Origin of the sequence: Pseudorhizobium marinum (assembly GCF_000705355.1) — a bacterium.
Taxonomy (GTDB): Bacteria; Pseudomonadota; Alphaproteobacteria; order Rhizobiales; family Rhizobiaceae; genus Neorhizobium; species Neorhizobium pelagicum.
Genome location: NZ_JMQK01000001.1, coordinates 34,176 through 47,151 on the forward strand (window position 1 = coordinate 34,176; position 12,976 = coordinate 47,151).

Consider the following 12,976-nt stretch of genomic DNA (forward strand, 5'->3'; position numbering starts at 1 on the left):
CGATAATCCGCTACGATCGGCACGGGCTGTGCGGAAAGGCGAACAATGGCTGTGGATCTTGGGGACTTGGGCGCCTTCGTGACGGTCGCCCGTGCGCGGGGTTTTCGCGAAGGCGCGCGAGCGAGCGGTGCCAGCGCTTCGGCGCTCAGCGAGGCGGTTCGCCGGTTGGAGGCGCAACTTGGTGTGCGGCTCCTGAACCGCACGACGAGGAGCGTGGCGCCGACCGAGGCAGGGATCAGTCTGCTTTCCCGGCTTGCACCGGCGCTCACCGAAATGGAGGCCGCGCTCGATGTGGTGAATGGCTTTCGCGACCGGCCGGCCGGCACGCTGAAGCTCAACGTTCCCGTCAGCGCGGCGCGTCTCGTCCTGCCGCACATCGTGCCGGCGTTTCTGGCCGCCTATCCGGACATCCAGCTGGAGATCATGACCGACGAGAGCTTCGTCGATGTGCTCGCCGCCGGCTGCGACGCCGGCATCCGCTACGGCGAGCGGCTGGAGCAGGATATGATCGCCGTGCCGATCGGCCCGCGGATGCAGACCTACGCCTTCGCAGCCGCTCCCGGCTATCTCGATCGCCAGGGCCGCCCGGAGCACCCACGCGACCTCTTGAACCATGCCTGCCTGCGCCACCGCTTTCCGAGCGGCAATCTTCCCAACTGGGAGTTCGAACGGGACGGCGAGGTGGTGGTGGTCGATCCCAAGGGGCCGCTGATCGTCCAGGCGGGCGGTGCAATTGATCTCGCCGTGGAGGCGGCGCTCGCCGGCATCGGCGTCATCGGCCTGTTCGAGGACTGGCTGCGGCCCCATTTCGACAGCGGCCGGCTGGAGCCGGTGCTGATGCCGTGGTGGCAGAGCTTTCCCGGCCCTTTCCTCTATTATCCGGGACGGCGGCTGGTGCCGACGCCGCTGCGGGCCTTCGTCGATTTCGTCAAATCCAGACCGGTCCGGATGACGGCTTCGTGAACCGCGGCCGTTCACGGCATTCCACGTGCAAAGCTGCTTTACGTACCTCAAATTCTTCGCTAGCCTGAAATCGGGAGGAAGTTCAGGTGCATCGATCACAGACAAGGGAGACCTGCGTCTATGGCGCGGGCGTGGGGTCAACAGCGTCGTTAGACGTCGTGACGGGCGGCTGTCGATGATGGCGGCGCCTTCGGAAAAAGTGCCTGCGATCCTCGAGGCCCGCAGCCTCTCCAAGAGTTTCGGCCCCGTCGAGGTCCTGCATGAGGTCGGCCTCACCCTGCGGCCGGGCGAGGTGCATGCCATCATCGGCGAGAACGGCGCCGGCAAGTCGACGCTGATGAAGATCCTCGCCGGTACCCATGCGCCGACCCGCGGAGAGATCCGGATCGACGGGCAGGCGGTACAGTTCTCCGGCCCGGTGGATGCCGAGCATCGCGGCATCGTCCTCGTCCACCAGGAAATCCTGCTCGCCCCGGACCTGACGGTGGCGCAGAACATCTATCTCGGCCGCGAGCTCCCGAAGGGGCTGACGGTGGACGATCGGGCGATGAACGCGGGGGCGGCGCGGGCGCTTGCCGACCTCGGCTCCGAGATCGATCCGAAGGCGACCGTCGGGCGGCTGTCGATCGCGCAGCGCCAGCTGGTGCAGATTGCCCGCGTGCTGCTGGTACCGCACCGCGTCGTCATCTTCGACGAGCCGACAGCCTCCCTGACGCCGTTCGAGACCGAGGCGCTGCTGAAGGTCATCACCGACATCCGCGCCAAGGGCGTCGGCATCCTCTATATCTCCCACCGTCTGCCGGAGGTGAAGGAGATCGCCGACCGGGTGACCGTGCTGCGCGACGGGCATGTCGTCGCCACCCACGACGTGTCCGAACTGGAGCCGGCCGACATGGCGCGGCTGATGGTCGGCCGCGACGTCAGCAAGCTCTATCCGGACCGGCAGGCCGCGTCGGTGCAGGAGACGGTCCTGGAGGTCGAGGATTTCAATGTTCCGGGCTATGCGAGGCATGCAAGCTTTCACCTGAACAAGGGCGAGATCCTCGGCTTTGCCGGGCTCGTTGGGGCAGGGCGCACGGAGCTGATGGAGGGCGTGGTGGGGCTTCGCCGCGGCAGCGGGACGATCCGCCACCTCGGCCAGCCGGCGAGCTTTGCCGACGCTCAGGCCAGCCTGAAGGCCGGCATCGCCTATCTTTCGGAGGATCGCAAGGGCAAGGGCCTTCTGCTCCTGAAGGATCTCGCGACGAACCTGACGCTCGCCTCGATCGGCAAGTTCGTGCGCGGCCTGCAGATCGACCGCAAACGCGAGAGCGAGGCGCTCGACGCGGCCATCGCGGAATTCGACATCCGCACCGGCCGCAAGGATCTGCTGGCCGGCCAGCTGTCGGGCGGCAACCAGCAGAAGCTTTTGATCGCCAAGATGATGCTGCTCGATCCGTCGATCGTCATCATCGACGAGCCGACGCGCGGGATCGACATCGGCACCAAGGAACAGATCTACAAATTCATTGCCCGGCTGGCGGAGGAGGGACGGTCGATCATCGTCGTCTCCTCCGAAATGCCGGAGCTGATCGGCATCTGCGACCGCATCCTGGTGATGCGCTCGGGCGAGATTGTCGGCGAGGTGACGGGAGAACGCATGACCGAGAATGACATCGTGGTGCTGGCGACCGGGGTGAACCCCGGAATGACGTCCGGGGAGGCGGCCTGAGCCATGAACACTGCCGCATCCGATACGGCCAAGCCGAAGACGTCGCGCGACTGGGACCTGCGGGCCGTGGCGCCCTTCATCGCGCTTGCACTGCTGCTGGTGCTCGGCGCGCTGGCCAACGACAACTTCATCTCCGTCGCCAACCTCTCGAACGTCATCACCCGCAGCGCCTTCATTGCCATCATCGCGCTGGGTGCGACCTATGTGATTTCCTCGGGCGGGCTCGACCTGTCGGTCGGGGCCATGGTCGCCTTCGTCGCCAGCCTGATGATCCTCTTCATGAACTCCGGGGTGATTGCCGATCCGCTGCTGATGCTGGTTGCCGGCATGGCGCTGGCGCTGGCGATCGGAGCGGCCTGTGGGCTCTTCAACGGCCTGATCACCACCGTCGGCCAGATCGAGCCCTTCATCGCCACCCTCGGCACCATGGGCATCTACCGCGGTCTCACCACCTGGCTCAGCCAGGGCGGGGCGATCACGCTGCGCGACCGCGAGCTGCAGGCGCTCTACCGGCCGGTCTATTTCGGCGAGGTGCTTGGCGTGCCCGTGCCGATCATCGCGATCTTCGTGACGGCCGCGATCGCCGCCTTCGTGCTCTACCGCACCCGCTACGGCCGCCACCTGATCGCCGTCGGCTCCAACGAGGACGTGGCGCGCTATTCCGGCATTTCCGTCAAGCGCGTGCGCACCATCGCCTACGTCGTGCAGGGGCTTTGCGTCGCGATCGCCGTGCTCCTCTACGTGCCGCGCCTCGGTTCGACCTCGGCCACCACCGGCATCCTCTGGGAGCTGCAGGCGATCACCGCCGTCGTCGTCGGCGGCACGGCGCTCAGGGGTGGCGTCGGGCGCATCTGGGGCACGGTCTGCGGCGCCTTCATCCTCGAAATCGTCGGCAACATCATGATCCTGTCGAACTTCGTCAGCGAATATCTCATCGGCGCCATCCAGGGTGCCATCATCATCATCGCCATGCTCGTGCAGCGGTCGCTGTCACGGCGGTCATGAGAACCTTCCGGGCGTCAAGGGTCGCGCCCGGGCGGACGACAAGACCCGAACTTGGGAGAGAGAAACATGCGTAGAAGAACATTTGGCCTGACCGTTGCGGCGCTTGCGGCTTCGGTCGCCATGGGTCCCAGCCTCGGCTGGGCGCAGGAGGAAAAGAAGGTCACCATCGGGGTCTCGATCCCCGCTGCCGACCACGGCTGGACGGCCGGCGTCGTCTATCACGCCGAGCGCGTCGCCAAGCTTCTGATGGAGGAGCATCCGGGGCTGACCGTGCTGGTGAAGACATCCGCTGATCCGGCAACCCAGGCGAACGCCGTGCAGGACCTTGCGGTGCAGGGCATCGACGCGCTGGTGATCCTGCCGACCGATCCGGATCCGCTCGTCAACGCCATCCAGCAGGTCAAGGATGCCGGCACGTTCGTCGCGCTCGTCGACCGCGCGCCGTCCAACAACGACAACGGCGTGCGCGACCTCTATGTCGCCGGCAACAACCCGGCGCTCGGCCGCGTTGCGGGCGAATACATCGCCGCGACGACGCCGGACGCAAAGGTCGCCGTGATCCGCGGCCTGCCGATCCCGATCGACCAGCAGCGCCAGGACGGCTTCGACCAGGGCATCGAAGGCTCCAACGTCGAGATCCTGGAGCGCCAGTACGGCAACTGGAACCGCGACGACGCCTTCCGCGTCACCCAGGACTATCTGACCAAATATCCGGAGATCGACGTGATCTGGGCGCAGGACGACGACATGGTCGTCGGCGTTCTGGAAGCCATCGAACAGGCCGGCCGCACGGACATCCAGTATGTCGTCGGCGGTGCCGGTTCCAAGGACATGGTCAAGCGCGTCATGGACGGCGACAAGATGGTGCCGGTCGACGTGCTCTATCCGCCGGCGATGATCGCCACCGCAATGCAGCTGACGGCCGACAGCCTCTACGACCAGGTGCCGGTCAGCGGCGAGTACATCCTCGACGCGACGCTCGTCACCAAGGAAAACGCCGAGCAGTTCTACTTCCCGGATTCACCGTTCTGATCAACAACCGGCGCGCGCGGGAGATCGCGCGCGCCTTTTCCATGTCCGCGCGACACGCAGCCAATTTCAAGGAGCAAGCTCATGAAGACGATCAAGGGACCGGCCATTTTTCTTGGCCAGTTCGCGGGCGACGAAGCGCCGTTCGATTCCTGGGACGGGATCACCAAATGGGCCGCCGAGAAGGGTTACATCGGCGTGCAGGTCCCGACCTGGGCCTCGCAGCTCATCGACCTGAAGAAGGCCTCGGAGTCCAAGGATTACTGCGACGAGTTCGCGGGCGTCGCGCGCCAGAACGGCATCGAGGTCACCGAGCTTTCCACCCATCTTCAAGGCCAGCTGGTCGCCGTCCATCCGGCCTATGACGAAGCCTTCGACGGCTTTGCGGTGCCGGAAGTGCGCGGCAACCCGAAGGCCCGCCAGGCATGGGCCGTCGAACAGGTGAAGATGGCGCTGTCGGCGTCGAAGCACCTCGGCATCAAGGCGCATGCGACCTTCTCCGGCGCACTGGCCTGGCCCTATATCTATCCCTGGCCGCAGCGTCCGGCCGGCCTCGTGGAGACCGCATTCGACGAGCTGGCGCGCCGCTGGACGCCGATCCTCGACCACGCCGACTCCTGCGGCGTCGACGTCTGCTACGAGATCCATCCGGGCGAGGACCTGCACGACGGCGTCACCTTCGAGATGTTCCTGGAGCGGGTGAAGAACCACCCGCGCGCCAACATGCTCTACGATCCGTCGCACTATGTGCTGCAGTGCCTCGACTATCTGGAGAACATCGACATCTACAAGGACCGGATCAAGATGTTCCACGTCAAGGACGCGGAGTTCAATCCGACCGGCCGGCAGGGCGTCTATGGCGGCTATCAGGGCTGGGTCGGCCGCGCCGGCCGCTTCCGCTCACTCGGCGACGGCCAGGTGGATTTCGGTGCCCTCTTCTCCAAGCTCACCGCCAATGATTTCGACGGCTGGGCCGTGGTCGAATGGGAATGCGCGCTGAAGAATTCCGAGGACGGCGCGCGCGAAGGCGCCGAGTTCGTCAAGCACCACATCATCCGCGTGACGGAAAAGGCGTTCGACGACTTTGCCGCCGGCGGCACGGACGATGCGGCCAACCGGCGTATGCTGGGGCTTTAGGGAGTAAGACCCCTCCCCAACCCCTTCCCACAAGTGGGAGGGGCTCAACCTGCCGCTCTCCTTTTCGACCCGGATCGAGGGGGGCAGCGGGTTCTCTCCCTCCTTGTGGGGGAGACGGCCGGCAGGCCAGAGGGGGCTTTTTTCTCGCAGTGATTTTTTCAAGGAGACACGACAATGGCGATCGAAGGCAAGGACGAACAGGCGCGCGAGCCGCGCATCCGGCTCGGCATGGTGGGGGGTGGCGCGGGCGCCTTTATCGGCGCGGTGCACCGCATGGCGGCACGGCTGGACGATCAGTTCGATCTGGTGGCCGGGGCGCTGTCCTCGACGCCGGAAAAGGCGATGGCCTCGGGCCGTGACCTCGGGCTCGACCCGGAGCGCTGCTATGGCTCATTCCAGGAGATGGCGGAGAAGGAATCGGCCCGTCCGGATGGTATCGAGGCGGTGTCGATCGTGACGCCGAACCACGTGCACTTCGAGGCCGCCAAGGCCTTTCTCGAAAAGGGCATTCATGTCATCTGCGACAAGCCGCTGACCTCCAATCTGGACGATGCAAAGGCCCTGAAAGAGGTTGCCGACAAGGCGAAGGCACTCTTCATCCTGACCCACAATTACACCGGCTACCCGATGGTGCGGCAGGCGCGCGAGATGGTTGAGAACGGCGATCTCGGTACGCTGCGCCTCGTGCAGGTGGAATATCCGCAGGACTGGCTGACGGAGGCGGTCGAGCAGACCGGCGCCAAGCAGGCGGTCTGGCGCACCGATCCGGCACAATCCGGCGCCGGCGGTTCGACCGGCGATATCGGCACCCACGCCTACAATCTCGCCTGCTTCATCACCGGCCTGACGCTCGACAGTCTCGCAGCCGATCTCGACAGCTTCGTCGAAGGCCGCCGGCTGGACGACAATGCGCATGTGATGCTGCGCTTTGCCGCCAAGGGAAGTGAAAAGCCGGCCAAGGGCATGCTCTGGTGCAGCCAGGTGGCGCCCGGCCACGAGAACGGCCTGAAAATCCGCGTCTACGGCACCAAGGGGGGCATCGAATGGGTGCAGGCCGACCCCAATTACCTGTGGTTCACGCCCTTCGGTGAATCGAAGCGTCTGATCACCCGCAACGGCGCCGGCGCCGGCGCTGCTGCGGGCCGCGTCAGCCGCATCCCGTCGGGTCATCCGGAAGGCTATCTGGAAGCCTTCGCGACGATCTACACGGAAGCGGCGCATGCCATCAACGCCAGGAAGAAGGGCGTGTCGCTCGACAAGGCGGTGATCTACCCGAGCGTCGACGACGGCGTGAAGGGCGTCGCCTTCGTCGAGGCCTGCGTCGCGTCGTCGAAGAAAAACGGTGCCTGGGTGAAGCTGTAAACTCCGCCTTTAGCCTGTGAGGAGCCCGATCCGGGCTCCTCATGTCTTCCTTTGCGCTTCCGGTGAAATCTCGCTATTGCCGAACGAATGACGGAGCACTAGCTAGCCGTCGATTTCATCGCATCAAGGGCGGCAGGGAATGAACAACAGAAGTGGCCTCTACATGATCATCGGGGCGCTCATCGTCGCCGTGATCGGGCTTGGCATCTACGTGTATCAGGAAGAGTCCGAGCCTTCGGGCGTCGAGATCAAGATTGGCGAAGGCGGCGTCTCCGTCGAAGAAAACTAGGGTTTTGCGCAGGCCGTCATCGGATCGCCGATGCCGGCCTGATTGCCTCGCGGTCGGCTGAACGGCCGTAGACGACAGCTCGTCCATATTCCAACGACACGGGTCCACCATGACCGACACCAAGATGCTCGCCAGCCGCTTTCCCGCCGACTTCACCTTCGGAGTCGCGACCGCCTCCTTCCAGATCGAAGGGGCGACGAAGGAGGACGGCCGCAAGCCGTCCATCTGGGATGCCTTCTCCAACATGCCGGGACGGGTCTTCGGTCGCCACAACGGCGATGTCGCCTGCGATCATTACCACCGCCTGGAGGAGGACCTCGATCTCATCAAGGAGATGGGTGTCTCCGCCTACCGCTTTTCCGTCGCGTGGCCCCGGATCATCCCGGAGGGTGTCGGGCGGGTGAACGAGCCGGGGCTCGACTTCTACGACCGCCTGGTCGACGGCTGCAAGGCGCGCGGCATCCGGACCTTTGCCACGCTCTACCACTGGGACCTGCCGCTGGCGCTGATGGGCGACGGCGGCTGGACGGCGCGCTCGACGGCCTATGCCTTCCAGCGCTACGCCAAGGTGGTGATGGACCGGTTGGGCGACCGGCTGGATGCGGTGGCGACCTTCAACGAGCCCTGGTGCTCCGTCTGGCTGTCGCATCTCTACGGCGTCCATGCGCCGGGCGAGCGCAACATGGAGGCGGCGCTCCACGCCATGCATTACACCAATCTCGCCCACGGGCTGGGCGTCGAGGCGATCCGCGACGTCAGCCCCAAGGTGCCGGTCGGCCTGGTGCTGAACGCCCATTCGGTGATCCCGGCCTCCGACAGTGAAAAGGACACGGCCGCTGCCGAGCGCGCCTTCGATTTCCACAATGGCGCCTTCTTCGGCCCCGTCTTCAAGGGCGAATATCCCGCCTCGCTGCTCAACGCGCTCGGCGACCGCATGCCGAAGGTGGAGGAGGGCGATCTTGCCACCATCAGCCAGAAGCTCGACTGGTGGGGCCTCAACTACTACACGCCGATGCGCGTTGCCGACGATGTCGCGCAAGGCGCCGAGTTTCCGGCCACGCAGCCGGCGCCCTTCGTCGGCGAGACGGTCACCGACATCGGCTGGGAAGTCTGGCCCGCCGCCATGACCTCGCTGGTCGAAGACCTCTATCGCCGCTACGATCTGCCGGAAATGTACGTGACGGAAAACGGCGCCTGCTACAACATGGGCATCGGCGCCGACGGCGAGGTGGATGACCAGCCTCGCCTCGACTACTACGCCGACCATCTTTCCGTCTGCGCCGACCTCGTCGCCAGTGGTTATCCTCTGCGCGGCTATTTCGCCTGGAGCCTGATGGACAATTTCGAATGGGCGGAAGGCTATCGCATGCGGTTCGGGCTGGTGCATGTGGACTACGAGACGCAGGTGCGGACGGTGAAGAAAAGCGGCAAGTGGTACCGCGATCTGGCGCTCGAATTTCCGAGAGGAAATCAGTAAACTTTGTATTAGAGCGTTATTTTTTAACGCATCGCGGCTAGTTTGGTCTCTTTCAATGGAGAGATCTACCCATGAGCTGCGCAGGGTGCCGGGATGGCGAGGCCTTCGATCTTCCCTTCTCCATGGCCTTTCAGCCGATCGTCGACATGGGCACCGGACAGGCTTTCGCGTATGAGGCGTTGGTGCGCGGCCTGAACGGGGAGGGCGCCGGGACCATTCTGTCCCAGGTCACAGATGCCAACCGCTATGCCTTCGACCAGCGCTGCCGGACCAAGGCCATCGAGCTCGCGGCAGGGCTGCGCCGGGACCCGGCGACGAACCTGTCGATCAACTTCATGCCCAATGCCGTCTACGAGCCGCGCGCCTGCATCCGCATGACGCTGGCTGCCGCAGCGCGTGTCGGCTTCCCGCTCGACCGCATCATCTTCGAGTTTACCGAAAGCGAGAGGGTGGACATCGACCACCTGCTGAACATCCTGCGCACCTACAAGGACATGGGGTTCAAGACGGCGATCGACGATTTCGGTGCCGGATACTCAGGGCTGGACCTGCTGGCCCATTTCCAGCCGGATATCGTCAAGCTGGACATGGATCTGATCCGCGGCATCGACACCAATTCCGCAAAGCAGATCGTGGTCAAGCACACGCTGGCGATGCTGAGCGACTTCGGGATCAAGGCCGTCTGCGAAGGCGTCGAAACACCCGCCGAAATGGCGCTCCTGCAGGACATGGGCGTCACCCTCATCCAGGGCTATCTACTCGGTCGGCCGACTTTCGAGGCGTTCGCGCCACCTCGATTGCTGGCTGTCGCCTAGCGGACCGCGCATAGTTTTTCCCGGTTTGCCGAGAAAAGTGGAAACTGATGCCTCGGCATGGTGCCAGGACCGGTGCCATAAGCAGACCATCAGCGAACGCGGTTCGCGCCAATGGGATTTGAAAAGTTGAAAGCAAAGATGCTAGAGCGGTGCCGCACCGTCCGAATGTGTATGTGGGCCTGAAGCCTCACCCCACGTTCCGTCATCCGCAGCTTGCGGACTTTCACTGAAGAGAATTCCATGAGCCAACTGTCCAGAGCCTTTGACGCCTTCTCCGGGAGGCCCCCGATGGACCGTGCGGAGACACCTCTGGCGCAGACATCGGACAGCATGGTTGCGTTCGAATCCGTCACCAAGCGTTTCGGCGGCAGCAATGGCCAGCCGGCCTTCACCGCGCTCGACGGCGTCGACCTGACGGTCGCCCGTGGCGGCATCACCGGGATCATCGGCCGCTCCGGCGCCGGCAAGTCGACGCTGATCCGCCTCGTCAACGGACTGGAGAAGGCAAGCTCCGGCCGCGTCGTCGTCGACGGCATCGAGGTCGGCACGCTTGCCGAGACCGGACTGCGGGACCTGCGCCGCCAGGTCGGCATGATCTTCCAGCACTTCAACCTCCTGTCCTCGCGCACCGCCTTCGACAATATCGCGCTGCCGCTCGAGATCGCCGGCATGGACCGCAAGGCGATCCGCGACCGGATTGCGCCGCTCGTCGATCTGGTCGGTCTCGGCGACAAGGCCGACCGCTATCCGGCCGAGCTTTCCGGCGGCCAGAAGCAGCGCATCGGCATCGCCCGCGCGCTCGCCACCGAGCCGAAGCTGCTGCTCTCCGACGAGGCCACTTCTGCGCTCGACCCGGAAACGACGCAGTCGATCCTCGAATTGCTGAAAGACATCAACCGCGATCTCGGCCTGACCGTCCTCCTCATCACCCACGAGATGGAGGTGGTGAAGACCATCGCCTCGCAGGTGGCGGTGATCGACAAGGGCAGGATCGTCGAGAGCGGCCGGACCTTCGATATCTTCACCGCACCGCAGCACGAGACGACCCAGTCGCTCCTGTCGGCCGCCATCGGCGCCAAGCTGCCGGAATGGATCCGTGCGGACCTGAAGCCGCAGCCGGCGCCGGGCGATCGCGCCCTGGTGCGGCTGGTCTTCTTCGGCGAGACTGCCTTCCAGCCGCTGACGGCCCGGCTTGTCGCGGAGATCGGCCCGGACCTCAACATCCTGGCCGGCGCGATCGACGAGATTGCCGGTGAACCTTTCGGATCGCTCGTCGTGTCCTATGCGGCCGATCCACAAACCCTGGAGCGGGCTGCCCGCTTCTATCAGCAGACCGGCCTGACGACGGAGGTGCTCGGCTATGGCGCCTGACATGCTCATTTCGCTTCTCTGGACGGCGCTGCTGCAGACCGTCCACATGGTGGCCGTCGCCGGCGTCATCGGCTCGCTGATCGGCCTGCCGATCGGCATCTTCCTGGCCACCAGCGGCCGGGGCGAACTCTTCCCGGCGCCGACCGTCAACAAGATCGTCGGCGCCATCGTCAACGCCACCCGCTCGACGCCGTTCATCATCCTCGTCGTCGCCATCATCCCATTCACGCGGCTGGTGGCGGGAACGTCGATCGGAACCTCGGCGGCCATCGTGCCGCTGACGATCGCGACCATTCCCTTCGTCGCGCGGCTGGCGGAATCGGCCATCCGCGAGGTCGACAAGGGGCTGATCGAGGCTGCCCGGGCCATGGGTGCAACGCCGCTGCAGATCGTCTTCAAGGTGCTGCTCGCCGAGGCCAAGCCTGGCCTGACGCTGGCACTGACCCTGACGCTCGTCAGCCTCGTCGGCTATTCCGCCATGGTCGGTGCCGTCGGCGGCGGCGGGCTTGGCGATCTCGGCATCCGCTACGGCTACCAGCGCTTCATGCCGGAGGTGATGCTGGCCGTCGTCGTCGTGCTGATCGTGCTGGTGCAGGCCGTCCAGAGCAGCGGCGATGCCCTGGCGCGCCGTTTCGACAAGAAAACCCGCAAGAACTAGAAGACCAAACACCTGAAAGGGAGATACCCATGAAGAAGTTCATCCTGGCGGCTGCCATCGCCGCCTTCGCCGCAGGCTCCGCGGCTGCCGAAACCATCAAGGTCGGCGTTACCCCTGGCCCGCACGCCCAGATCATGGAGAAGGTCAAGGAAGTGGCCGCGACCAAGGGCCTCGACATCGAGATCCTCGAGTTCTCCGATTACGTTGTGCCGAACCAGGCGCTGAACGACGGCGAGCTGAACGCCAATTCGTTCCAGCACCAGCCCTATCTCGACAACCAGGTCGCCGACCGTGGCTTCGACCTCGTCAGCGTTGCCAAGAACGTCAACTTCCCGATGGGTGTCTATTCCAACAAGGTGAAGACGCTTGAAGAGCTGGAAGACGGCGCCACCGTCTCGATCCCGAACGACCCGACCAACGGCGGTCGCGCACTGCTGGTTCTCGCCGACAAGGGCGTGATCTCCGTCGATGAAGCCAAGGGCGTGAAGGTCGGCATTGCCGACGTCACCGAGAACCCGAAGAACATCCGGATCGTCGAGCTGGATGCCGCGCAGTTGCCCCGTTCGCTGGACGACGTCGACGCCTCGGTCATCAACACCAACTACGCCATCGAGGCCGGCCTCAACCCGAAGACGGATTCGATCGCCATCGAAGGCGAGAAGGCTCCCTACGTGAACGTCATCGCCGTCCGCTCCGCCGACAAGGATGCGCCGTGGGTGAAGACGCTGGTGGAATCCTACCAGAACGACGAGATCAAGGCCTTCATCGCCGACGAGTTCAAGGGCGCCGTCGTCACCGGCTGGTAAGCAAGACAGGGGGAGCCCTTCCGTTGCGGCGGGCTCTCCCGAACTGTTTCTGTTCCCCGGCCTGCGTGATATGAAGGTTCCACGAAAGCCTTGCGAGGAACAACCGCATGAAGCACTCCTCCATCATCGTCCGCGCCCTCTGGGATGAGGATGCGGGCGTCTGGGTCGCGAGCAGTCGAGACATCGATGGCCTTGCGGTGGAAGCCGAAACGATCGAAATGCTGGAGCCGAAGGTGCTTGCCGCGATCGGCGATCTGCTGGAACTGAACGGGCAGGTGTTCGAGCTTCCGGAAATCCCGGTCCACATCATGTCGGAACATCTGGCCAAAGTGCCGAACCCGCGTTTTTAGCGC

13 protein-coding genes are annotated in these 12,976 nt (G+C 64.7%); all 13 read left to right on the forward strand.

The features are described from left to right. Positions 1-45: 45 nt before the first annotated feature. The 13 genes from EO99_RS0100165 (at position 46) to EO99_RS0100225 (ending at position 12,973) form a co-directional block, all read left to right on the forward strand. Positions 46-963: a LysR family transcriptional regulator gene (locus EO99_RS0100165; RefSeq protein ID WP_029616627.1), complete on the forward strand. Its 918-nt coding sequence runs from the start codon at positions 46-48 to the stop codon at positions 961-963. Positions 964-1,138: 175 nt separating this feature from the next. Then, complete coding sequence (locus tag EO99_RS0100170) at positions 1,139-2,674, forward strand: sugar ABC transporter ATP-binding protein (RefSeq protein WP_029616628.1); 1,536 nt, start codon at positions 1,139-1,141, stop codon at positions 2,672-2,674. A gap of 3 nt (positions 2,675-2,677) precedes the next feature. After that, positions 2,678-3,679 carry an ABC transporter permease gene (locus EO99_RS0100175; RefSeq protein ID WP_029616629.1) on the forward strand — a complete coding sequence of 334 codons (1,002 nt, stop codon included), beginning with the start codon at positions 2,678-2,680 and terminating at the stop codon, positions 3,677-3,679. 66 nt (positions 3,680-3,745) lie between these two features. Next, positions 3,746-4,711, forward strand: a complete 966-nt coding sequence (locus EO99_RS0100180; protein WP_029616630.1) for a substrate-binding domain-containing protein — start codon at positions 3,746-3,748, stop codon at positions 4,709-4,711. Positions 4,712-4,792: 81 nt separating this feature from the next. Beyond that, positions 4,793-5,845, forward strand: a complete 1,053-nt coding sequence (locus tag EO99_RS0100185; protein WP_029616631.1) for a sugar phosphate isomerase/epimerase family protein — start codon at positions 4,793-4,795, stop codon at positions 5,843-5,845. Positions 5,846-6,019: 174 nt separating this feature from the next. Then, entirely contained in the window at positions 6,020-7,207 is a 1,188-nt protein-coding gene (locus EO99_RS0100190) for a Gfo/Idh/MocA family protein (RefSeq protein WP_029616632.1), read from the forward strand. Positions 7,208-7,346: 139 nt separating this feature from the next. Beyond that, on the forward strand, positions 7,347-7,496 hold the full coding sequence (locus tag EO99_RS27960; RefSeq protein WP_029616633.1) for a hypothetical protein: 150 nt from the start codon (positions 7,347-7,349) through the stop codon (positions 7,494-7,496). Between the two features lie 109 nt (positions 7,497-7,605). Continuing rightward, positions 7,606-8,973 carry a GH1 family beta-glucosidase gene (locus EO99_RS0100200; protein ID WP_029616634.1) on the forward strand — a complete coding sequence of 456 codons (1,368 nt, stop codon included), beginning with the start codon at positions 7,606-7,608 and terminating at the stop codon, positions 8,971-8,973. A 71-nt stretch (positions 8,974-9,044) separates the two neighbouring features. Then, positions 9,045-9,788, forward strand: coding sequence for an EAL domain-containing protein (locus EO99_RS0100205; protein ID WP_029616635.1), 744 nt, complete (start codon positions 9,045-9,047; stop codon positions 9,786-9,788). Positions 9,789-10,118: 330 nt separating this feature from the next. Beyond that, a complete protein-coding gene (locus EO99_RS0100210; protein ID WP_029616636.1) occupies positions 10,119-11,159 on the forward strand; it encodes a methionine ABC transporter ATP-binding protein in 1,041 nt (346 codons plus the stop codon). Continuing rightward, positions 11,149-11,817: a methionine ABC transporter permease gene (locus EO99_RS0100215; protein WP_029616637.1), complete on the forward strand. Its 669-nt coding sequence runs from the start codon at positions 11,149-11,151 to the stop codon at positions 11,815-11,817. The genes EO99_RS0100210 and EO99_RS0100215 overlap by 11 nt, the downstream gene beginning before the upstream one ends. 29 nt (positions 11,818-11,846) lie before the next feature. Further along, positions 11,847-12,623 (forward strand): MetQ/NlpA family ABC transporter substrate-binding protein, encoded by a 777-nt coding sequence (locus EO99_RS0100220; protein WP_029616638.1) that lies wholly within the window; start codon positions 11,847-11,849, stop codon positions 12,621-12,623. A 107-nt stretch (positions 12,624-12,730) separates the two neighbouring features. Further along, complete coding sequence (locus EO99_RS0100225; RefSeq protein WP_029616639.1) at positions 12,731-12,973, forward strand: DUF1902 domain-containing protein; 243 nt, start codon at positions 12,731-12,733, stop codon at positions 12,971-12,973. Positions 12,974-12,976: the final 3 nt, after the last annotated feature.

Excerpts from the sequence above, each read along its gene's own strand:
- EO99_RS0100165 (WP_029616627.1), top strand. The coding sequence starts at position 46 with ATGGCTGTGGATCTTGGGGACTTGGGCGCCTTCGTGACGGTCGCCCGT.
- EO99_RS0100170 (WP_029616628.1), top strand. The coding sequence starts at position 1,139 with ATGATGGCGGCGCCTTCGGAAAAAGTGCCTGCGATCCTCGAGGCCCGC.
- EO99_RS0100175 (WP_029616629.1), top strand. The coding sequence starts at position 2,678 with ATGAACACTGCCGCATCCGATACGGCCAAGCCGAAGACGTCGCGCGAC.
- EO99_RS0100180 (WP_029616630.1), top strand. The coding sequence starts at position 3,746 with ATGCGTAGAAGAACATTTGGCCTGACCGTTGCGGCGCTTGCGGCTTCG.
- EO99_RS0100185 (WP_029616631.1), top strand. The coding sequence starts at position 4,793 with ATGAAGACGATCAAGGGACCGGCCATTTTTCTTGGCCAGTTCGCGGGC.
- EO99_RS0100190 (WP_029616632.1), top strand. The coding sequence starts at position 6,020 with ATGGCGATCGAAGGCAAGGACGAACAGGCGCGCGAGCCGCGCATCCGG.
- EO99_RS27960 (WP_029616633.1), top strand. The coding sequence starts at position 7,347 with ATGAACAACAGAAGTGGCCTCTACATGATCATCGGGGCGCTCATCGTC.
- EO99_RS0100200 (WP_029616634.1), top strand. The coding sequence starts at position 7,606 with ATGACCGACACCAAGATGCTCGCCAGCCGCTTTCCCGCCGACTTCACC.
- EO99_RS0100205 (WP_029616635.1), top strand. The coding sequence starts at position 9,045 with ATGAGCTGCGCAGGGTGCCGGGATGGCGAGGCCTTCGATCTTCCCTTC.
- EO99_RS0100210 (WP_029616636.1), top strand. The coding sequence starts at position 10,119 with ATGGTTGCGTTCGAATCCGTCACCAAGCGTTTCGGCGGCAGCAATGGC.
- EO99_RS0100215 (WP_029616637.1), top strand. The coding sequence starts at position 11,149 with ATGGCGCCTGACATGCTCATTTCGCTTCTCTGGACGGCGCTGCTGCAG.
- EO99_RS0100220 (WP_029616638.1), top strand. The coding sequence starts at position 11,847 with ATGAAGAAGTTCATCCTGGCGGCTGCCATCGCCGCCTTCGCCGCAGGC.
- EO99_RS0100225 (WP_029616639.1), top strand. The coding sequence starts at position 12,731 with ATGAAGCACTCCTCCATCATCGTCCGCGCCCTCTGGGATGAGGATGCG.